Below are 21,430 nucleotides of genomic sequence, written 5' to 3'. Positions count from 1 at the left end.
GGTACGGCACGGAGAACCACCGTGAAACCTAAGGATCTCTCCGATCCTGGGCCATCGACAGCTGTCACGCATCCGTGCACTGGATCTCAGACAGATGTATGAAGACCTCCGGAAAATGAGGGAGAATGCCCGAGTGGCGGCGGATTTCAAGGGTTTCAAAGCCTTCAAGGGTGACTACCAGGAGCTCGTGGACGAGATCTCGGAGCTGCTGGGCGTCCCGGCGACCCTGGAGAACCGCGACTTCGAGCTGATCGCCTTCGGCGCGTACGACAGCGACGACGAGCTGGACCCGTCCGCGCTGGACCCGGTGCGCACCCGCTCGATCCTGACCCGGCGCTCCACGGCGACGGTCCGCTCCTGGTTCGAGGGCTTCGGTATCACCCGCGCGACCGGCCCGGTACGGATCCCGGCGAGCACGGAGGCGGGGGTCTACCGCGGCCGGATCTGCCTCCCGGTCCGCCACCGGGGTGTCGTGCTCGGCTACGTCTGGCTGCTGGACGGCGACCCCGGCCCGACGGACGCCCAACTGGCCGCCGCCATGGCCGTGGCCGGCCGGATCGGCGCGCTGCTCGCGGACGAGGCGGCGGCCGGGGCCGGGCTGAGCCGGGAGCTGCGGGCGGTGCTCGGCGCGGAGCGCGGCTGGCAGCAGGACATGGCGGTGGCCGAACTGCGCACCGCCCTCGGCCCGCGCGCCGACGGTCCGCACGCCCTGATCTGCGTCGCCCCCTGGCCCTCGGCCGACCCGGACGACGCCCCGGCCGCCCGGACGATCCCGCACGCCCTCGCGCTGTGCACCCTGCCCTGGGGCGCGGCCGGGCAGAGCCTCGCGCTGCTGGTCCGGCTGCGCACCACGGAGGTGAGCGCGCCGGCGCTGACGGCGGCCGCGCGGCTGCTGGAGGAGGCCGGGAGCGCGCGCGGCGCGGCGGGCGGTGCCGCCCGCGGGGCCGGGGCCCGGGTGGCCGCGGCGGCCGCGGCCGGTCTGGAGGGGGCGGCCCGGGCCGTGCCGGGCGCCGGTTGCGCGGCCGGGGTCGGCGAGCCCCGCTCCGGCCTCGGCGAGCTGGGCACGATGTGGGAGGAGGCCACCGCCGCCGCACGGGCCGCGCTGGCCGAGCCGCGGTTCGGGCCGGTCGCGCAGTGGGCGGCCATCGGGCCGTACCGGCTGCTGACGGCGCTGCCGCCGGAGGCCGCGCACGATCCCGCGGTCGGCCCGCTGCTCTCGCCCGCCCACCGGGAGCTGGCCCGCACCGCCGAGGTCTATCTCGACTGCGCGGGCCAGGCCGGCCGTGCGGCGGCGGAGCTGGGCATCCACCGGCAGACCCTGTACTACCGGCTGTCCCGGGTGGAGCAGCTGACGGGCCTCGACCTGGACGACGGGGAGGACCGGCTGCTGCTGCACATGGCGCTCAAGCGGGCGCGGCTGTGAGCCTGCCGAGGGCCTCGGCGAGGGCTGCGGGGGCCTGCGGCCGGTCCGGCCAGTGGGCGGCGACGTGTCCGTCCGGGCGGACCAACAGGGCGCCGTGCGGCCCGAGTTCGTACGGCTCGGCGTGCTCGCGGGGCAGGGGTTCGACGCGCAGCGGCACGGGTACGCAGAGGGGTCCGGCCGCGGCGGTGCCGGGCGCCCAGGCGGCGGGGTCCGGGGTGAACAGGGTGAACCACTCGCCGAGGGCGTCCAGCGTGGAGCGGTCGCCGGTGAGCCGGCGGTGGGGCAGGCGGTGGCCCGGGGCCACGGTGGGCACGTAGTCGGTGCCGGGCGGGGACGATGGCGCCGTGTCGCCCTTGTCGCCCGTGAGGACGGCGGACGAGCGGTAGGCGACGCCGAGCACCAGGCCCAGTTGCGCGAAGTACTGGTCCATCCACGGGAGTTCGATCCGGTCGGGGACGGCTCCGCCGGTCGGCGGCCGCTCGCGCCGACGGCTCTGCACGTCCCCCAGCAGCTGGGCGTTGGCCACCGCCTGGCGCAGCGTCTCATGGGCGACGGGGTGCCGTTCGCTCGCGTAGGTGTCCAGCAGCCCGGGGCCGGCCCAGCCGCGCAGCACGCCCGCCAGCTTCCAGCACAGGTTGTGCGCGTCAGCCACGCCCGCGTTCATGCCCAGGCCGCCGACGATCGGCACCGCGTGCGCGGCGTCGCCGGCCAGCAGGGCCCGGCCGCGGCGCAGGTGTTCGGCGACGAACGCGTTCATCACCCAGTGCTGCACGCGCAGCACCTCGGGGCGTACGTCGACGCCCGGTCCGAGGGCGTGCGCGACCAGGTCGCCCCAGTCGGTGCCGTCGACGACGGCGGGCGTCGGGCCGAACCAGGCCCAGCCGCCCTCGGGGTACAGCGGCATGAAGGAGCCGTGGGCGGTGAAGTAGACACCGGCGGGTCCGTCGGCGCACCAGCGGTCGAGGTCGGCGTCGAAGACGACGGTGGTGACGCCGCCCAGCGCTCCCGGCCCGGTGGTGCCGACGCCGAGCAGGTCCCGGACGGTGGAGCGGGCGCCGTCGGCGGCGAGGACGTACCGGGCCCGGAGCCGGGACTCGGCACCGGTGCGGCGGTCGGTGAGCCGCGCCACGACCCCCTCGGACTCCTCGGCCAGGCCGACGAGCTCGACTCCGAACCGCACCGGCGCGGCTGCCGCGGCGAGCAGCACCGGTTCCAGCCGGTCCTGCGAGGTGACCACGCCGAGTGCGGGGCTCTCCGGTACCGGCGCGCGCACCCCGGTCATCGCCGCCGAGGCGAAGTCGCCGCCGCCCAGGGTGTCGCGGAAGCGGACCCGGCCGTAGCGCGGCGCGAAGGCCCGGTCGGTGATCCGGGCGGCGAGGCCGAGGCCGCGGAAGATCTCCATCGAGCGCACGTTGACCAGCCGGGAGCGGGGAAACGGCGACAGCGCGTGGTGCCGCTCGACCAGCAGGCAGGGCACGCCCCAGCGGTCCAGCAGCGCCCGCGCGGTGAGTCCGACCGGGCCGCCGCCGACGATCAGTACCGGCACCTCGGCGTCCTGCATGAGGCCAATCTCCCCCGGCCCGCGGGCGGGCGCAATCCGCTCAGCCCGCCTCGGCGGCCGGGACGGACGCGACGATCTGCCGCAGGCCCTCGGTGAGCGCGTCGCCGTCCGGGGCGGTCTTCGGGTCGAACGTCCACTGCGCGATGAGCCCGGTCATCAGCGTCATGTAGAAGCGGCCGAGGGTGTCGGCCGTCTCGTCGGAGACCTCGTCCTCCGGCACGCCCTGGAGCAGGGAGACGAGCCCGCGCCCGCCCTCGCGCTGTGCGCGGGCCAGATGCTCGCGCACCTCGGGCATGTCGATGGTCATGACCTCCATGCTGAGGCGCCAGATCGAGTTCGGCTCCCGCATGGTGGCGACGATGCCGGACCACACGTGCCGGAAGCGCTCCAGCGAGCCGGGCGCGCCCTCGATCGCGATGCCGTCGCCCCCGTCGAAGGCGTCGGACATGTTCTCCACGATCGCGACGTAGGCCTGCGCGAGGAGCGCGTCCTTGGAGCCGTAGTGGTAGCCGATCGAGGCCAGGTTGGTCCCCGAGGCCTTGACGATGTCGCGCGCCGTGGTGCGCGCGAACCCCTTCTCCAGCAGGCAGCGCTTGGCGCCTTCGAGCAGATCCTCACGGTGTCCCATGCCCGCCACCCTACCCCTCGATCCATACAAGCGTCCCAGACGGACGACTTATACAATCGTTCTAGACAAGCGTTTAAGACGCTTGTACATTCCTCGGCATGACGAACTCGACGAGCACCACCACCCCTGTCGCGGCGGGCCCCCGCGCCGGACGCCGAGAGTGGACCGCCCTCGGCGTGCTGATGCTGCCGCTGCTGCTGGTCTCGATGGACGTCTCCGTCCTGTACTTCGCGACGCCCGCGATCAGCGCGGACCTCCACCCGAGCGGCACCCAGCAGCTGTGGATCTTCGATGTCTACGGCTTCGTCCTGGCCGGCCTGCTGATGACGATGGGCTCGCTCGGCGACCACATCGGCCGCCGCAGGCTGCTCCTCACCGGGGCGGTCGCCTTCGGCGGGGCTTCGCTCCTCGCGGCCTACGCGACCAGCGCCGGGACCCTGATCGCGGCCCGCGCGCTCCTCGGCATCGGCGGCGCGACCCTGATGCCGTCCACGATGGCGCTGCTGCGCACGATGTTCACCGACCCCGCCCAGCGGGCGAAGGCGATCGGGCTGTGGTCCGGCGTGATGACCGGCGGCATCGCGCTCGGCTCGGTGATGAGCGGCATCCTCGTCGAGCACTTCTGGTGGGGCTCGGTCTTCCTGGTCAACCTGCCCGCGATGGCGCTGCTGCTGCTCCTCGGCCCGGTGCTGCTGCCGGAGTCGAAGGCCCCGGACCCGGGCCGCTTCGACTGGCCGAGCGTGCCGCTGTCGATGGCCGCCGTGCTCCCCGTCGTCTACGGCCTGAAGGAGATCCCCTCCGAGGGCTGGCACCCGCTCTACGTCGTCTCGATCACCGTCGGCCTGCTCTTCACGGCCCTGTTCGTCCGGCGCCAGCGCACCGCGGCCGCCCCGCTGATCCCGCCGGCCCTGCTGAAAGGCCACGGCTTCGCCCCGGCGCTGGTCCTGAACCTCGTCGCCGCGCTCGGCATGATGGGCTCGGCCATCTTCACCACGCAGTACCTGCAGTCGGTGCTCGGCAAGAGCCCGCTGTCGGCGGCCCTGTGGAGCCTGCTGCCCTCGGTGTTCATCGGCGTCGCCGGTCCGCTCACCGCGCAGCTCGTCCAGCGGGGCGTCAACCGGGCGTACGTCGTCGCCGGCGGCTTCGCGGCCATGGCGGCCGGGTTCGCGATGCTCGCCCTGCTCGGCACCGACTCGCTGTGGCTGGTGCTGGCCGGAGCCGGCGTGCTCGCCTGCGGGATGGTCGCGATCGCGTCGCAGCTGGTGGACCTGGCCATGAGCGGCGCCCCGGTGGAGCGGGCGGGCACGGCCTCCTCGCTGCTGGAGACCAGCACCGAGTTCGGCGGCGCCCTCGGCATGGCGGTGCTCGGCTCGATCGGCACGGCGCTCTACCGCCACGAGATGCCGTCGACGGCTCCCGCCGGGGCCCGCGAGACCCTGGGCGGCGCCCTCGCCACGGCCGCCCGGCTGCCCGGCCGGGCCGGTGAGTCCCTGCTCGCCGCGGCCCGGGAGGCGTTCACCAGCGGGATGCGGGGCGCGGCGCTCGCCGGCGCGGTGATCCTCGTGGTGGCGGCGGTGGGGGCGGCGCTGAGCCTGCGCGGGATCGGGGCCGGAGGCGAGGAGTAGGGCAGGAGAAAACGCCGGGCGGGCCGACTCTCGTCAGCCCGCCCGGCGTTGTCGTGCGCGTCTCAGACGAGGTTCACGGACCGGGCCGACGTCGCCCCGATCTCCGCCGCGACCTCGGCGAGCACAGGGGCCGCCACCGTGTCGTCGACGGTCAGGACGGCCAGGGCCTCGCCGCCCACCGCCGAGCGGGCGACCTGCATGCCGCCGATGTTGATGCCCGCCTCGCCGAGGATGCGGCCGACGGTGCCGACGACACCGGGACGGTCCTCGTAGCGCAGGACGAGCATGTGGTCGGCGAGCGCGAGGTCGACGTCGTAGTCGCCGACCGCGACGATCTTCTGCACGTGCTTCGGGCCGGCCAGCGTGCCGGAGACCGCGACCTCCTCGCCGCTCGCGAGGGTGCCGCGCACGGTGACCACGTTGCGGTGCTCGTTCGACTCGGAGCTGGTGGTCAGCCGGACCTCGACGCCGCGCTCCTGCGCGAACAGCGGGGCGTTGACGTACGACACCGTCTCGGCGACGACGTCCTCGAAGACGCCCTTGAGCGCGGACAGCTCCAGCACCTTCACGTCGTGCTGGGTGATCTCGCCGTAGACCTCGACGTCGAGGCGGTGCGCGACCTCGCCGGCCAGCGCGGTGAAGATGCGGCCGAGGCGCTCGGCGAGCGGCAGACCGGGCTTGACGTCCTCGGCGATGACACCGCCCTGGACGTTCACCGCGTCCGGGACCAGCTCACCGGCGAGCGCGAGGCGCACGGACCTGGCGACCGCGATGCCCGCCTTCTCCTGGGCCTCGTCGGTGGACGCGCCGAGGTGCGGGGTGCACACGACCTGGTCCAGCTCGAAGAGCGGGGAGTCGGTGCAGGGCTCCTTCGCGTACACGTCGAGGCCGGCGCCGGCGACCCGGCCCTCCTTCAGCGCCGCGTACAGCGCCTCCTCGTCGACGATGCCGCCGCGCGCGGCGTTGACGATGCGCACGTTCGGCTTGACCTTGCGCAGCGCCTCGTCGCCGATCAGGCCGAGCGTCTCGGGGGTCTTGGGCAGGTGGACGGTGATGAAGTCGGAGACTTCGAGCAGCTCGTCCAGGGAGAGCACCTTGACGCCCATCTGGGCGGCGCGGGCGGGCTGGATGTAGGGGTCGTAGGCGACGACCTTCATGCCGAAGGCGGACATGCGCTGGGCGACCAGGGCGCCGATGCGGCCGAGGCCGACGACGCCGAGGGTCTTCTCGGCCAGCTCGACGCCCGTGTACTTGCTGCGCTTCCACTCGCCGTTCTTCAGCGCCGCGTTCGCCTGCGGGATGTGGCGGGCGGAGGCGACGAGGAGACCGCAGGCCAGCTCGGCGGCGGTCACGATGTTGGAGGTCGGGGCGTTGACGACCATCACGCCGGCCTTCGTGGCGGCGGAGACGTCGACGTTGTCGAGGCCGACGCCGGCGCGGGCGACGACCTTGAGCTTCTGGGCCGCGGCGATGGCCTCGGCGTCGACCTTGGTGGCGGAGCGGATCAGGATCGCGTCGACGTCGGCGATGGCCGGGAGCAGTTCGGCTCGGTCTGCTCCGTTGGCGTGCCGGATCTCGAAGTCCGGGCCGAGTGCGTCCACGGTCGCGGGCGACAGCTCTTCAGCGATGAGTACGACGGGTTTCGAGCTCACGTGAGGTCCTCACAAGTCCAAGGCATGCGGACGGCCGTCCCGACGGCCGCAGCGGAGGAGGGGCTAGCCGCGGAAGACGCACGACGCTGTGGGCCTGACGCGTGTTGTGCAGCAGTGTAGTGGCGCCGCTCAGGGCGTTGTGCGCCGCTGCGGAAGGATCACCCGTCCGGGGCTGGACGGAGTGGACAACAGAGGGACACAGGGGGCCGGAGCAGCATGCCCCGACCCCCTGACATGAGGCTTACGCCTCCTCGTTCACCCAGCTCATCAGCTTGCGCAGCTGCTTGCCGGTGGTCTCCAGCAGGTGCTCGGAGTCCTGCTTCTTGTACTCGTTGTACTTCTTCAGACCGCCGTGGTACTCGTCCATCCAGTTCTTGGCGAAGGTGCCGTCCTGGATCTCGGCGAGGACCTGCTTCATCTCGGCCTTGGTGGCGTCGGTGATGATCCGCGGGCCGGTGACGTAGTCGCCCCACTCGGCGGTCTCGGAGACCGACCAGCGCATCTTCTCCAGGCCGCCCTCGTACATGAGGTCCACGATCAGCTTCAGCTCGTGCAGGCACTCGAAGTAGGCGATCTCCGGCTGGTAGCCGGCCTCGACCAGGGTCTCGAAGCCCGCCTTCACCAGCGCGGCCGTACCACCGCACAGGACGGCCTGCTCGCCGAACAGGTCGGTCTCCGTCTCCTCGGTGAAGGTCGTCTTGATGACGCCGGCGCGGGTGCCGCCGATGCCCTTGGCGTACGACAGGGCCAGCGCGAAGGCGTCGCCGGAGGCGTCCTGCTCGACGGCCACGATGCACGGGACGCCGCGGCCCTCCTCGTACTGACGGCGCACCAGGTGGCCCGGGCCCTTCGGGGCGACCATGCAGACGTCCACGCCGGCCGGGGGCTTGATGAAGCCGTAGCGGATGTTCAGGCCGTGGCCGAAGAAGAGGGCGTCGCCGTCCTTCAGGTTCGGGGCGATGTCCTTCTCGTAGACCTGGGCCTGGATCGGGTCCGGGACGAGGATCATGATGACGTCGGCCTCGGCGGCGGCCTCCGCGGGGGTCACCACGCGCAGGCCCTGCTCCTCGGCCTTGGCCTTGGACCTGGAGCCCTCGTGCAGACCGACACGCACGTCGACACCGGAGTCACGCAGCGACAGCGCGTGGGCGTGGCCCTGGCTGCCGTAGCCGATGACCGCGACCTTGCGGCCCTGGATGATGGACAGGTCGGCGTCAGCGTCGTAGAACAGCTCGGCCACTTTGGGTTCTCTCCTTGGTGTTCAGGTTGTGCGTCCCACCGTATGCGGTGGGGGGAGGGGAAGTTCCGGGGTCTCGGCATGCGGGCGGCCGACGTGTCGCGCTCGCCCCTTTTCAGCCGTGTCCCGGCTCTGCGTTCGAGCGGTGTTCCAGCTCGCTTCCAGCGTTACGCGGATCGGTCCAGAGCGCGCAGCGAGCGGTCCGTGATCGAGCGGGCGCCGCGGCCGATCGCGATCGTGCCGGACTGCACCAGTTCCTTGATGCCGAACGGCTCCAGCATCTTGAGCATCGCGGACAGCTTCTCGCCGGATCCGGTGGCCTCGATGGTGACGGCCTCCGGGGAGACGTCGACGGTCTTGGCGCGGAACAGCTGGACGATCTCCACGATCTGGGAGCGGGTCTCGTTGTCGGCACGGACCTTCACCAGGACGAGTTCGCGCTGCACGGCCTGGCCGGGCTCCAGCTCGACGATCTTCAGCACGTTGACGAGCTTGTTGAGCTGCTTGGTCACCTGCTCCAGCGGCAGTTCCTCGACGCCCACCACGATGGTGATGCGGGAGATGTCGGGGTGCTCGGTGACGCCGACCGCGAGCGAGTCGATGTTGAAGCCGCGGCGGGAGAACAGGGCGGCGATGCGGGCCAGGATGCCCGGCGTGTTCTCCACCAGGACGGAGAGCGTGTGCTTGGACATGGTCTTTTTACGTCTCTCTCGCTCAGTCGTCTTCGTTGTCGCCGAAGTCGGGGCGGACGTCCCGGGCGGCCATGATCTCGTCGTTGGAGGTGCCGGCGGCGACCATCGGCCAGACCATCGCGTCCTCGTGGACGATGAAGTCGACGACCACCGGGCGGTCGTTGATCGAGTTCGCCTCCTCGATGACCTTGTCCAGGTCCTCGGGGCGCTCGCAGCGCAGGCCCACGCAGCCCATCGCCTCGGACAGCTTCACGAAGTCCGGGACGCGGGTGCCCCGGGCGTCCGGGTTGACGTCGTCCGGACCGCTGTGCAGGACGGTGTTGGAGTAGCGCTGGTTGTAGAACAGGGTCTGCCACTGGCGGACCATGCCGAGGGCGCCGTTGTTGATGATGGCGACCTTGATCGGGATGTTGTTCAGCGCGCAGGTGGTCAGTTCCTGGTTGGTCATCTGGAAGCAGCCGTCGCCGTCGATCGCCCAGACCGTCCGGTCCGGCTGCCCGGCCTTGGCGCCCATGGCGGCCGGGACCGCGTAGCCCATGGTTCCGGCGCCGCCGGAGTTGAGCCAGGTGGCGGGCTTGTCGTACTGGATGAAGTGGGCGGCCCACATCTGGTGCTGGCCGACGCCTGCCGCGAAGATCGTGCCCTCCGGGGCGAGCTGCCCGACGCGCTCGATGACGTGCTGCGGGGAGAGCGAGCCGTCCTCGGGCTCGTCGTAGCCGAGCGGGTAGGTGTCGCGCCACCGGTTCAGGTCGCTCCACCAGGCGGTGTAGTCGCCCTGGTGGCCCTCGCTGTGCTCCTTCTGCACGGCCTGGACCAGGTCGGCGATGACCTCGCGGGCGTCACCGACGATCGGCACGTCGGCGGCGCGGTTCTTGCCGATCTCGGCCGGGTCGATGTCGGCGTGGACGATCTTGGCGTACGGGGCGAAGCTGTCCAGCTTGCCGGTGACGCGGTCGTCGAAGCGGGCGCCGAGGGCGACGATCAGGTCGGCCTTCTGCAGCGCGGTGACGGCGGTGACCGCACCGTGCATGCCCGGCATTCCCACGTGCAGCGGGTGGCTGTCGGGGAACGCGCCGAGCGCCATCAGGGTGGTGGTGACGGGCGCCCCGGTGAGTTCGGCGAGGACCTTCAGCTCGGCCGTGGCCTGTGCCTTGATGACGCCGCCGCCGACGTAGAGGACGGGCCGCTTGGCGGCGGTGATCAGCTTGGCGGCCTCGCGGATCTGCTTGGCGTGCGGCTTGGTCACCGGGCGGTAGCCGGGCAGGTCCATGGTGGGCGGCCAGGAGAAGACGGTCTTCTTCTGGAGGATGTCCTTGGGGATGTCGACCAGGACCGGGCCGGGGCGGCCGGTCGAGGCGATGTGGAACGCCTGCGCGATCACCCGGGGGATGTCCTCGCCCTTGGTGACCAGGAAGCTGTGCTTGGTGATCGGCATGGTGATACCGACGATGTCCGCCTCCTGGAAGGCGTCCGTACCGATCGCCGAGGACACCACCTGCCCGGTGATCGCGACCAGCGGCACGGAGTCCATGTTGGCGTCGGCGATCGGGGTGACCAGGTTGGTGGCGCCGGGTCCCGAGGTCGCCATGCAGACGCCCACCTTGCCCGTGGCCTGCGCGTAGCCGGTGGCGGCGTGGCCGGCGCCCTGCTCGTGCCGGACCAGGACGTGACGCACCCGGGTGGAGTCCATCAGCGGGTCGTACGCCGGGAGGATCGTGCCGCCGGGAATGCCGAATACCGTGTCCGCGCCGACCTCCTCAAGGGAGCGGATGAGGGACTGCGCACCCGTGACGTGCTCGACGGGGGCGGACTGCTGTCCTCCGGATCGGGGCCGCGGCTGCGGATGGGCCCCGGTGGCCTGCTCGGTCATCGGCATTCTCTTCTCGATGCTGAGGGTTTTTGCGAGGTTTGTGCGGAGTTCAAGTGGTGCACGATCGGTGCTCGTGCAACAAAAAACCCCTCGTGCCGTAAGGCAAGCGAGGGGAGCGCGCCGGTGCGGTCGCCGGGGATTCCGGATCGTCCTCCGGTGGGTCCCAGCTCAGCCGACGCGCTTGCCAAGTACGAGAATTCGGGTGCGCATGACACTGACCCTCCCTCTGACGCGCACCACGTGTCAAGTGGGTGGGACGGGAGTCTCAGAATGTGAGCGATGGGCACTGCCGCCTCCGAAGACAGCGGGAACACCCCCTGTGTACACCCCCGCACCCCACTCCACCACGTGCTTCGCCTACTCGCCCACGGCCCGGGTCACCTCCGCGGCGCACCGCTCGGCGCCGGAGCCACGACCGTGCTCAGCCCTTCGGACCGCATCCCTTCGGACCGCAGCGTGTCGGACCGCAGCCCGGCCCCGCTCTCGATGCCGACGCGTCCCTGCGGCTCGCGCACGCTGCCCGCGAACGCCGGCTCGGCCGGTGCGTGCGGCACCGGATAGTGGCCGGATCCGAGCGCCCGGCGCAGCCGGTACTCGTCCACGGGCCCCGCGAACGCCATGCCCTGCCCGTGCGTGCAGCCCATCGCGCGCAGCGCGACGACCTGCTCCGGCAGGTCCACGCCCTCGGCCACGGACTGGAGCCCGAGATCCCCGGCGATCCGCAGCAGACCGCTGGTGATCTTGTGCAGCCGCGCGGACTCCACGACGCCCTCGACCAGGCCGCGGTCGAGCTTCAGGATGTCGACCGGAAGCCTGCGCAGGGCCGTGATGGCCGCGTAGCCGCTGCCGAAGCCGTCCAGCGCGATCCGCACCCCGAGCCGGCTGAGCGCGGTCAGGCGCCGCTCCAGGTCCTCCAGACAGACCCGCGGATCGGTGTCGGACAGCTCGACGACCAGCGCGCCGGGCGGCAGCCCGTGCCGGGTGAGCAGCGCCTCCACCGAGCCGAGCGGCATGGAGCGGTCCAGCAGCCGCCGGGCGCTCATCCGGACGGTGACCGGCATGACAAGCCCGGTCGCGGCCCGCTCGGCGGCCTGCTCGACGGCCTCCTGGAGGATCCAGCGGTCCAGCTCGGCCGTCTTGTCACCGTCCTCGGTCACGCGCAGGAACTCGGCCGGGGTGAACAGCACCCCCTGGGACGAGCGCCAGCGCGCCTGCGCGGAGACCGCCGTGATCCGGCCGTTCTCCAGGCACACCACCGGCTGGTGCAGCAGCGCGAACTCGCCGTCGTGCAGTGCGGCGCGCAGCCGGGTGGCCAGCTCCGCCTTGCGTACGACATCCTGCTGCATCTGCGGCTTGTACAGCTCGACCCGGCCCTTGCCGGCCGCTTTCGCGCGGTACATCGCGAGGTCGGCGTTGCGCAGCAGCTCGCCCGCGCCGAGGCCCGGTTCGGCGAAGGCGACGCCGATGGACGCGTTGACCCGGACGTCGTTGCCGTCGATGGCGTAGGGCTGGGAGAGGGTCACCCTGAGGCGGTCGGCGAGCTCCAGGATGTTGCGCTCCCGGGCGGCGCGGTCGCGGGTGCCGTCCCCGACGATCAGGGCCGCGAACTCGTCGCCGCCCAGCCGGGAGGCGGTGTCCCCCTGCCGGACCGCGTCCTGGAGTCTGCGGGCGGCCTGGACGAGCAGTTCGTCCCCGGCCTGGTGCCCGATCGTGTCGTTGACGGCCTTGAAGCCGTCCAGGTCGATGAAGAGCACCGCCGTGTTGCGCAGCGCCGCGCCCCGGTCGGTGGCCCGGCGGCCGGACAGTGCCTGCTGGACGCGCCGGGTGAACAGCGCGCGGTTGGGCAGGTCGGTCAGCGGGTCGTGCTCGGCGTTGTGCTGCAACTGCGCCTGGAGGCGGACGCGTTCGGTCACGTCCCGGCTGTTGAAGATCAGTCCGCCGTGGTGCCGGTTGACGGTCGACTCGACGTTGAGCCAGCCGTCCTCGCCGGAGCGGAAACGGCACTCGATGCGGGTGGTGGGCTCCTCCAGCGGGCTGGCGACGAGGAAGCGGCGCACCTCGTGCACCACGCAGCCCAGGTCCTCCGGGTGGATGAGACTGGACAGCTCCGTGCCGACCAGGTCCTCGGCGGGCCGGCCGTAGACCCCGGCGGCGGCCGGGGAGACGTACCGCAGGACGCCGTTGGGCGCGGCGATCATGATGACGTCGCTGGAGCCCTGGACCAGGGAGCGGAAGTGGTTCTCCTTCTGCGCCAGTTCCTGGGTGAGGGTGATGTTGTCCAGCAGCATGATGCCCTGCCGGATCACGAGCGCGAGCACGACCATGCCCGCCGTGATCAGCACGACATGGTCGGGCCGGCGGCCGTTGAGGACGTTGTACAGGATGCCCAGGGTGCACACGGCGGCCGCGAGGTACGGGGTCAGCGCGGCGAGGGAACCGGTCAGCGGACGGCCGGACGGATAGCGGCTGTGGTCGCTGCCCGGTGCGGGCACGGGCACGTGCGGATGGCCCGCGCCGCGTTGTCCTGGCACGTGCTCGTGGATCACGCGCGTGTGCCCGTCCGGCCGGTGCGACTCCTGCGCGCCCCGGTGCCGGGCGACCCAGGGGGCGTAGGCGAGCAGCAGCGAACCGGCGAACCAGCCGGCGTCCAGCAGCTGGCCGGAGCGGTAACTGCTGTGCAGCAGCGGGGAGGTGAACAGCGCGTCGCACATCACGGTCAGCGCGAGCGCGCCGATCGCGGTGTTCACCGCCGTGCGGTTGCCCGGGGAGCGGCGGAAGTGCAGTGCGAGCACCATGCTGACCAGCGCGATGTCGAGCAGCGGGTACGCCAGCGACAGCGCGGTGTGGGGCACGCTCGGTCCGTCGAAGCGGGCCGCCTGGGCGAGCGCGAGACTCCACGACAGGGTCAGCAGCGAGCCGCCGATCAGCCAGGCGTCCAGCCCGAGGCAGATCCAGCCGGCCTTGGACACCGGCCGCTTGGCCAGCACCAGCAGACCGACGATGGCGGGCGGCGCGAAGCACAGGAAGAACAGGTCCGCGTAGCTGGGCGTGGGCACGGGCCGGCCGAGGACGACCTCGTACCACCCCCAGACCGCGTTGCCCAGGGACGCCATCATCGACGACAGGGCGAACAGCAGCCAGGCCGACCGGAAGCGGACGCGCGGGCTGCGGGAGTACAGGAAGCAGGAGACGGCGGCGACGCCCGCCGCCGCGCTGAGCCCGAAGTCGCCCATGATCAACGCCACTTCGTGCGCACCCCAGTCGAACGCGGCCCCGACGGCGTAGGCCGCGCAGACCAGGGCGAGAACGAGTTACTCCGTCACGCGCGAGCCCTCGCCGGCGGCCGGCCGGCGCGGCGGCGGAACCTCCTGCGGGTGCGGTGCGCGCACCGCGTCCTCGAACGTGGTCGTCACCGCGAGCGGCGCAGTCACCGGGGCCTCCCGGTCCGCGCCGCTCCCCGGTCCCGCTGCGCCGGGTGCGCCTGCCGCCTGCGGGCGCTGTGCCTGCGTTGCTGACTGCTGTGGTGGCCGGTGTGGTGACCGCGCCTGCGCGCGGTCGTGCGCCAGGGTCGCCGTCGGCGGCTCCGCCGCGTCGGATCGTTCGTCCATAGGCCGTGCATCGCCCGTCGCCCCCCTCACAAAATCTGAAATGTCCATCCCCGGCGCCGATACGTCAGCGGCGCTGCCCCTCGTCGGGACGATACACCAGGATCGTCACTCAGGGACATAGCTTCTCTACGCTCCGTGACGACCAGCGGAGATGTGGCCACGGCCCGCGTCCGAGGGGTTGCGGAGGGTGCCGGACGGGGGGTACGGCGCTCACGCGAAGCCGGGTACGGGAAGGTTCAACGCCCGCCGTCGTCCGCCGTTTCGGCCTCCGTTTCCGCGTCCGTCGTCAGGATCACGTTGCGCAGCGGCTCCCGGTTCACGAAGCGCGTCAGCTGGTCGACGAGCAGCCGCTCGGCGCGGGGCCGGAAGGCCGAGGAGGGGCCGCCGACATGGGGGCTGATCAGCACTCCGGGCGCCTGCCAGAGGGGGTGGCCGGGCGGCAGCGGCTCGGGGTCGGTGACGTCCAGGGCGGCGGTGATCCGGCCGCTCTTCAGCTCGGCGAGCAGTGCCTCGGTGTCCACGACCGAGCCGCGGGCGACGTTGACGAGCAGCGCACCGTCCTTCATCCGCGCGAGGAACTCGGCGTCGACGAGCCTGTGTGTGGCCGAAGTGAGGGGAGTGGACACGATGACGACGTCCGCGTCCGGAAGCAGTGAGAGCACATCGGCGATCGGATGCACAAGACCGCGCGCTGTGGTGCGCCCCGAGCGCGCGATGCGCGCCACCCGCGCAACCTCGAAGGGTGTGAGCCGGTCCTCGATGGCCTCGCCGATGGCTCCGTACCCGACGATGAGCACGTTCTTGTCGGCGAGCGCGGGCCGGAACCCGCCCTCCCAGCGCTCCTGTTGCTGGGCGCGCACGAAGCCGGGTACGCCGCGCAGGGAGGCGAGGGTCAGGGTGAGGGCGAGTTCGGCGGTGCTCGTCTCGTGCACACCGCGCGCGTTGCACAGCGTGACGCCCGGCACGATGGAGCCGAGCCGCCCGGTGATGTCGTCCACGCCGGCCGTGAGCGTCTGGATGAGCCGCACCCGGGTCAGCTGCGCCAGCGGCCGCACGCGGACCGGCAGCGGCTTCATGTACGGCACCACGTACACGGCACAGTCCGCGGGATCCCCGGGAAACTCCTGCTCACCGTCCGCACCACCGTCCCAGAACAGGTACCGGGGCCCGGCGGGCAGCCCCTCGATCTGCTCGGGCGGGATGGGAAGCCACACATCCGTAGTCATGGAACGGAGGCTATGTCAGGGGTGCGGGAGTGCAGAGGTTAGGTTGGGGGCGAGGAGAGGGAGGGTCACGGGCAGGTGGAGCGCAGGACGATCGGCGCGGGGGCACTCGCGGTGGGGGCCGTCGGACTCGGATGCATGCCGATGAGCTGGGCGTACAGCGCCTCGCGGCGGCGGGGCGAGGAGTCGCTGAGAGCAGTGCACCGGGCGCTGGACCTGGGGACGACCCTCCTCGACACGGCGGACATGTACGGCCCGTTCACCAACGAACTGCTGCTGGGCCGGGTGCTGAGGGAGCGGCGCGGCGACGCCTTCGTGTCGACGAAGGTGGGGCTGCTGGTGGGCGAGCAGCACATCGTGGCCAACGGCCGCCCCGGCTACGTCAGACGGGCCTGCGACGCCTCCCTGCGCCGCCTGCAGACCGACGTCATCGACCTCTACCAGCTGCACCGCGCCGATCCCGAGATCCCGGTCGAGGAGACGTGGGGCGCCATGGCGGAGCTGGTGCGGGCCGGCAAGGTGCGGGCGCTGGGCCTGTGCGCGGTGGGAGCGCGCGGCGGACGGCGCGCGGGCACCGGGCTGCACGACGGCACCCTGCGCCAACTGCGGCGGGTGCAGCAGGTGTTCCCGGTGGCCGCGGTGCAGGCGGAGCTGTCGGTGTGGTCACCGGAGGCGCTGGCCGGGCTGCTGCCGTGGTGCGAGGCGCGGGGCGTGGGGTTCCTCGCGGCGATGCCGCTGGGCAACGGCTTCCTGACCGGCACACTGACCCCGGGCGAGGGGTTCGAACCGGACGACCTGCGCGCCCGCCATCCCCGCTTCACGGCCGAGATGATGGCGGCGAACCAGCCGATCGTCGCGGGCCTGCGCCGGATCGCCCGCCGCCACGGCGAGGACGTCACCCCGGCCCAGGTGGCCCTCGCCTGGGTCCTCGCCCAGGGCCGCCATGTGATCGCCGTACCGGGCACGAAGCGGGACCACTGGGCCGCACAGAACGCCTCGGCAGCCGGGCTGACCCTGACCGCCCAGGACCTGACCGAGATCTCCCACCTGCCGGCGGCGCAGGGCTCCTGGGACTGAGGAACCACCCGACCGGCGGGGGTCGGGGGCCTGCGGACCCGCGTGGGCCGGGGCATGAGCGGCGGTGCCCGCGGGGCGGGCAGCCATCTCCGAGCCCCCCGAGCGGTCCGCGAGCCAGGCGCACGCGCCGCGGTGAACCCCCGGCCCGGGCACCCCGCCCCCGAGCAGCCCGCAGGGCAGGCGTGTGGGAGCCGGGCAGGCGGCGGATGTGAGAGGTTGGCGGGTGTCGAACCCGTCGCCGTCCGGAGGGATCCCGATCGTGCAACAGCGCGCTGTGACGGCCGTGTTGACCGCCGCCCTGCTGCTGACCGCGGGGTGCTCCGGCGGTGGTGCGCCGTACCCCGGCGACGGCGCCGCGCAGCCCGGCCGCACGGCGCCGGGCGCCTCCGCCTCCGCTTCGGCCACCGATCCGGTGCCGCCGGCCAGGGGCTCGGTGCAGGTGCTGCGCACCGTGGCCGAGGGGCTGAGGTCGCCGTGGGGGCTTGCCGCGCTGCCCGACGGCGGGCTGCTGGTGTCCTCTCGCGACGACGGGACGATCATCCGGATCGACCCGGAGACGGGGAAGAAGACCGAGCTGGGCGCCGTCTCCGGGGCCACCGCGGGCGGCGAGGGCGGCCTGCTGGGCATCGCCCTCTCCCCCGGCTTCGCCTCGGACCACATGATCTACGCCTACTTCACCACCGCCTCGGACAACCGCATCGCCCGTGTCCTGTACGACGAGCGGAAACCGGCCGGCGAGCAACTGGGCGCACCCGACACGGTGTTCAGGGGCATCCCCAGGGGTGCCGTACACAACGGCGGCCGGATCGCCTTCGGCCCGGACGGCATGCTCTACGCGGGCACCGGCGAGAGCGGCGAGCGGGGTCTGGCGCAGGACCGGAAGTCCCTGGGCGGCAAGATCCTCCGGCTCACCCCGGACGGAGACCCGGCCCCGGGCAACCCCTTCCCGGACTCCCCGGTGTACTCCTACGGCCACCGCAACGTACAGGGGCTGGCCTGGGACGACCGGCAGCGGCTGTTCGCCTCGGAGTTCGGCCAGGACACCTGGGACGAGCTGAACGCGATCAAGCCCGGCGGAAACTACGGCTGGCCCACCGCCGAGGGCAGGTCCGCCGACCCTGCCTTCCAGAACCCGCTCGCCCAGTGGCACACCGCCGACGCCTCCCCCAGCGGCATCGCCTACGTCGACGGCGTGATCTGGATGGCGGGCCTGAAGGGTCGGCGCCTGTGGCGGATCCCGCTGAAGGGCACGGCGGCGGCCGCCGCCCCGCAGGCCTTCCTCACCGGCGCGTACGGGCGCCTGCGCACGGTCGTCGCGGCGGGCGGCGGCAAGGTCTGGCTGGTGACGAGCAACACGGACGGCCGGGGCACGCCGAAGAAGGGCGACGACCGGGTACTGGAGGCACAGGTGCGGTGAGGGGGGCACCCGGCCGCCGGTCGCTAGCTCTCGGCCCCGGTCTCCGCCTCGGCAGGCGGCACGTCTCCGGGCGGCACCTCGTCGGGCGGCGGCTCGGGCAGGCGTACGACCACCTTGCCCGACGCCAGGTCTATCGGCCCCCGCCCCGGATCGCCGTCGCCGACGTCCTCGCGGGTCAGCTCCAGGCGGTTCTGCTCGTCCCGGGTGTGCTTGCGGCCGGGCGTGAACAGTTCCTCGAAGGCGTTGAACACGGCTTCTCCCCCGCTCTCCTCTTGGTGCTCTCTCCTCTTGGCGCTTTCTCCCCCTCGCCGGTTCTCTCCAGCGTACGAGTCAGCCCGCCGATGGCGCAGGAGCGGTCCCGGCCGAGAACAGTTCCAGCCGATGGGCCAGCGCCGCCGCCTCTCCCCGGCCCGAGACGCCGAGTTTGCCCAGGATGTTGGAGACGTGGACGCTCGCCGTCTTCGGGGAGATGAACAGTTCCTCGGCTATCTGGCGGTTGGTGCGGCCGGCCGACACCAGGCGCAGGACGTCCCGCTCGCGCGTGGTGAGGCCGAGGGCGGCGGCCGGGTCGGCGGGGGCCGGGGCCCGGCGGGCGGCGCGGGTCAGGGTGAGGCGGGCGCGCTGGGCGAGACGGGCGACGGCGTCGGCCAGGGGGCGGGCACCCAGGTGGTCGGCGACCGCGCCGGACAGCCGGAGCAGTTCCACCGCGCGGTCGCGTTCGTCGTCCCCGCCGCCGGCTTCGGCGAGGAGGGCTCCGGCGAGCCGGTGGCGGACCCGGGCGAGGTCGTAGGGGCGGTCCAGGATCTCGAAGGCGGTGACGACCGGCGACCAGGCGTCGGCAGTGTCCGTGCCCTGCGCGCGCAGCAGTTCGGCACGGGTCCACTGCTCGTAGGCCTGCCAGAGCGGGGCGCCCGTGGTGAGTCCGCGGACGGCCTCGCGGAGCCGGCCGAGGGTCTCCTCGCGGCCGGGCCCGGCGGCGGGCACGGTGCGGGTGTCGGCCTCGGCGGTGGCGGCGGCCAGCAGCAGGGGCCAGCCGTAGCGCTGGGTGCCGGGCGGGAATCCGGCGTCCAGGGCCCGGAGCAGCTCGGTGCGGGCGTCGGCGACCCGGCCCTGCGCGGCGGCGAGGCCGAGGGTGATACGGGCCAGTGGCAGGGAGTGCTGGGGCATGGGGTCGTGGGTGCCGTAGTGGGCGCGGGCGGCGGTGAGGTGCCGGGCGGACTCGGCGAGGTCGCCGCGGGCCAGCGCGAGATGGGCCAGGCGCAGGGCGCCCGAGCCGCGCGGCTGGGCGCTGTGGCCGCCCCGGGCCGCGTGCGCGGCGGCCTCGGCCGCCTGCGGCCACTGGCCGAGCGCGTAGAGCGACTCGGACAGGTTGGACCACATCCAGGGCTCGGAGTCCAGCAGCCCGTGGGCGCGCGCGTAGGCGAGGCCTTCGCGCAGCAGATCGGCGGCCTCGCGGTCGCGGCCGACGGACTGGAGCTCGGACGGCAGGTTCACATAGGCGCGGCCCGCGACCTGGCGCACGCCCTCGGCGACGGTGTCCGCCAGCACCTGCCGCATCTCCGCGAGGCCGGTCTCGAAGTCGCCGGCGTCCACCTGGAGGCCGGCCAGGGTGAGGCGGGCGTGCAGTTCGGTGTCGCGGGCGCCCACCATGCGCGCGTACTCCACGGCCCGCTCGGCGGCGGCGAAGGCCTCCGCTCCGGGCCGGTGCAGCATGGACCAGTTGGCGGCGAGGGCCAGCACCTCGGCGTGCACCTCCGAGGGCGGCAGACCGCGCACCAGGTCCTGGGCGGTGGCCAGCTCCCGCCAGCCGTCGCCGCGGGCCAGGGACTGGACCAGGCGGGAGCGCTGGATCCAGAACCAGGCGGCGCGCAGAGGGTCCGGCTCCTCGTCCAGGAGGCGCAGCGCCCGCTTGGTGATCTTCAGGGCGCGTTCGCGCTCGCCGCCGAAGCGGCCCGCGACGGCGGCCTCGGCCATCAGGTCGAGGTAGCGCAGCGGGGCGGTGGCCGGGTCGCAGCCGCCGGGGGTCCCGCCATGCCCTTCGGGCAGTGGGGGAGGGCAGACCTCGGCGCAGTCGATCGGGCGCAGGGCGCGGCGCACGTCCTCGGGGGCGCTCTCCCACAGCTCCATCGCCCGCTCCAGCAGCCCCAGTTGCTCGGTGTAGGCGTGCCGCCGGCGGGCCACCACGGAGGCGGCCAGGACGGCGGGCAGGGCCTTGGCGGCGTCGTGCGCGTGGTACCAGTAGCTGGCCAGGCGCATCACGCGCGCGTCGGCCGGGACGAGCGTCGGGTCGGCCTCCACGGCTTCGGCGTAGCGGCGGTTGAGCCGGGAGCGCTCGCCGGGCAGCAGGTCGTCGGCGACGGCCTCGCGGACCAGGGAGTGCCGGAAGCGGTAGCCGTCACCGGCCGCGGTGACCGTGAGGATGTTGATGCCGACGGCGGCCCGCAGCGCCTCGATGAGATCGTCCTCGGTGAGCCCGGCGACGGCGGCGATCAGCCGGTACTCCACGGTGGAGCCGCCCTCGGCGACGATCCGGGCGACCCGCTGGGCGCGCTCGGACAGCGCCTCGACCCGGACCAGGAGCAGATCGCGCAGGGAGTCGGTGAGGCCGGTGCAGCAGCCCTCCCAGGCGGCGACGGCGAGTTCCTCGACGAAGAAGGCGTTGCCGTCGGAGCGTTCGAAGATGTCGTCGACCTGGTCGGGGTCGGGTTCGGCGGCGATGATGCCGGCGATCTGGCGGCCGACCTCCTCGCGTGTGAAGCGGGCGAGCTCGACCCGGCGGACCGTGCGCAGCCGGTCCAGCTCGGCGAGCAGGGGGCGCAGCGGGTGGCGGCGGTGGATGTCGTCGGAGCGGTAGCTGGCGAGGACGAGGAGCCGGCCGGCGCGCAGGGTGCGCAGGAGGTAGGCGAGCAGATGGCGGGTGGAGGCGTCGGCCCAGTGCAGGTCCTCCAGGACGAACACGACCGGCTGGTCGGCGGCGACCCGCTCCAGCAGGCGGGCGGTCAGCTCGAACAGGCGGGCCATGCCCTGCTCGTCGTGCCGGCCGGCGCCGGCCTCGCCCAGGTCGGGCAGGAGCCGGGCCAGCTCCTCCTCCTGTCCGCAGGCGGCGGCGCCGAACTGCTCGGGCAGCGCGTCGCGCAGGGCGCGCAGCGCGGTCGAGAACGGGGCGAACGGCAGCCCGTCCGCGCCGATCTCGACGCAGCCGCCGACGGCGACGACCGCGTGCCGCCCGGCGGCCGCGGCGAACTCCTCGACGAGGCGGGTCTTGCCGACCCCGGCCTCGCCGCCGAGCAGCAGTGCCTGCGGCTCGCCGGCGCGGGCGCGGGCGAGCGCGTCGTTCAGCGTGTCCAGCTCGTCGGCGCGGCCGACGAACACGGGACTGACGGACCTGGTCTCCACGGGCCCGAGCATCGCACGAGG

Annotated in this window: 14 protein-coding genes; 4 read left to right on the top strand and 10 right to left on the bottom strand. The window is 73.0% G+C overall.

Features of this window, described 5'->3' with window-relative positions:
- Positions 1 to 115 precede the first annotated feature (115 nt).
- Positions 116 to 1,423 carry a PucR family transcriptional regulator gene (locus AC4OXY_RS33030; protein WP_376289334.1) on the top strand — a complete coding sequence of 436 codons (1,308 nt, stop codon included), beginning with the start codon at positions 116 to 118 and terminating at the stop codon, positions 1,421 to 1,423.
- On the opposite strand, the gene AC4OXY_RS33025 is transcribed toward AC4OXY_RS33030, so the two are convergent.
- Both AC4OXY_RS33025 and AC4OXY_RS33020 read right to left on the bottom strand, forming a co-directional pair.
- Positions 1,404 to 2,984, bottom strand: a complete 1,581-nt coding sequence (locus tag AC4OXY_RS33025; protein ID WP_491991532.1) for an FAD-dependent monooxygenase — start codon at positions 2,982 to 2,984, stop codon at positions 1,404 to 1,406. The two genes, AC4OXY_RS33030 and AC4OXY_RS33025, sit on opposite strands and share 20 nt — an antisense overlap.
- A gap of 40 nt (positions 2,985 to 3,024) precedes the next feature.
- On the bottom strand, positions 3,025 to 3,612 hold the full coding sequence (locus AC4OXY_RS33020) for a TetR/AcrR family transcriptional regulator (RefSeq protein ID WP_376289338.1): 588 nt from the start codon (positions 3,610 to 3,612) through the stop codon (positions 3,025 to 3,027).
- A gap of 98 nt (positions 3,613 to 3,710) precedes the next feature.
- On the opposite strand from AC4OXY_RS33020, the gene AC4OXY_RS33015 reads away from it, so the two are divergent.
- A complete protein-coding gene (locus tag AC4OXY_RS33015; protein WP_491991531.1) occupies positions 3,711 to 5,237 on the top strand; it encodes an MFS transporter in 1,527 nt (508 codons plus the stop codon).
- Between the two features lie 62 nt (positions 5,238 to 5,299).
- Here AC4OXY_RS33015 and serA read toward each other — a convergent pair whose 3' ends face one another.
- The 6 genes from serA to AC4OXY_RS32985 form a co-directional block, all read right to left on the bottom strand.
- The gene (serA, locus tag AC4OXY_RS33010; RefSeq protein ID WP_356024719.1) at positions 5,300 to 6,889 is read right to left on the bottom strand and encodes a phosphoglycerate dehydrogenase; all 1,590 of its coding nucleotides are present in this window, start codon (positions 6,887 to 6,889) and stop codon (positions 5,300 to 5,302) included.
- A 241-nt stretch (positions 6,890 to 7,130) separates the two neighbouring features.
- A complete protein-coding gene (gene ilvC, locus AC4OXY_RS33005) occupies positions 7,131 to 8,129 on the bottom strand; it encodes a ketol-acid reductoisomerase (RefSeq protein ID WP_491991530.1) in 999 nt (332 codons plus the stop codon).
- Positions 8,130 to 8,293: 164 nt separating this feature from the next.
- Positions 8,294 to 8,818 (bottom strand): acetolactate synthase small subunit, encoded by a 525-nt coding sequence (gene ilvN / locus AC4OXY_RS33000; protein WP_071379685.1) that lies wholly within the window; start codon positions 8,816 to 8,818, stop codon positions 8,294 to 8,296.
- 22 nt (positions 8,819 to 8,840) lie between these two features.
- Complete coding sequence (locus AC4OXY_RS32995) at positions 8,841 to 10,688, bottom strand: acetolactate synthase large subunit (protein ID WP_356037183.1); 1,848 nt, start codon at positions 10,686 to 10,688, stop codon at positions 8,841 to 8,843.
- A 377-nt stretch (positions 10,689 to 11,065) separates the two neighbouring features.
- Positions 11,066 to 13,933 carry a putative bifunctional diguanylate cyclase/phosphodiesterase gene (locus AC4OXY_RS32990; protein WP_491991529.1) on the bottom strand — a complete coding sequence of 956 codons (2,868 nt, stop codon included), beginning with the start codon at positions 13,931 to 13,933 and terminating at the stop codon, positions 11,066 to 11,068.
- Positions 13,934 to 14,532: 599 nt separating this feature from the next.
- On the bottom strand, positions 14,533 to 15,522 hold the full coding sequence (locus AC4OXY_RS32985) for a 2-hydroxyacid dehydrogenase (protein ID WP_356037178.1): 990 nt from the start codon (positions 15,520 to 15,522) through the stop codon (positions 14,533 to 14,535).
- A gap of 75 nt (positions 15,523 to 15,597) precedes the next feature.
- Between AC4OXY_RS32985 and AC4OXY_RS32980 the strand changes: the two genes are divergently transcribed.
- On the top strand, positions 15,598 to 16,596 hold the full coding sequence (locus AC4OXY_RS32980; RefSeq protein WP_356037175.1) for an aldo/keto reductase: 999 nt from the start codon (positions 15,598 to 15,600) through the stop codon (positions 16,594 to 16,596).
- 259 nt (positions 16,597 to 16,855) lie between these two features.
- The gene (locus tag AC4OXY_RS32975) at positions 16,856 to 18,013 is read left to right on the top strand and encodes a PQQ-dependent sugar dehydrogenase (protein ID WP_491991528.1); all 1,158 of its coding nucleotides are present in this window, start codon (positions 16,856 to 16,858) and stop codon (positions 18,011 to 18,013) included.
- A 23-nt stretch (positions 18,014 to 18,036) separates the two neighbouring features.
- Here the strand turns inward: AC4OXY_RS32975 and AC4OXY_RS32970 are convergent, their stop codons facing one another.
- On the bottom strand, positions 18,037 to 18,264 hold the full coding sequence (locus AC4OXY_RS32970; protein ID WP_491991527.1) for a DUF6191 domain-containing protein: 228 nt from the start codon (positions 18,262 to 18,264) through the stop codon (positions 18,037 to 18,039).
- Between the two features lie 79 nt (positions 18,265 to 18,343).
- On the bottom strand, positions 18,344 to 21,421 hold the full coding sequence (locus AC4OXY_RS32965) for a helix-turn-helix transcriptional regulator (RefSeq protein ID WP_491991526.1): 3,078 nt from the start codon (positions 21,419 to 21,421) through the stop codon (positions 18,344 to 18,346).
- Positions 21,422 to 21,430: the final 9 nt, after the last annotated feature.

This window comes from Streptomyces sp. HUAS MG56 (genome assembly GCF_058673395.1).
The sequence above is the reverse complement of the archived record's forward strand: the minus strand, read 5'-3'. Positions and strand labels throughout refer to the sequence as shown.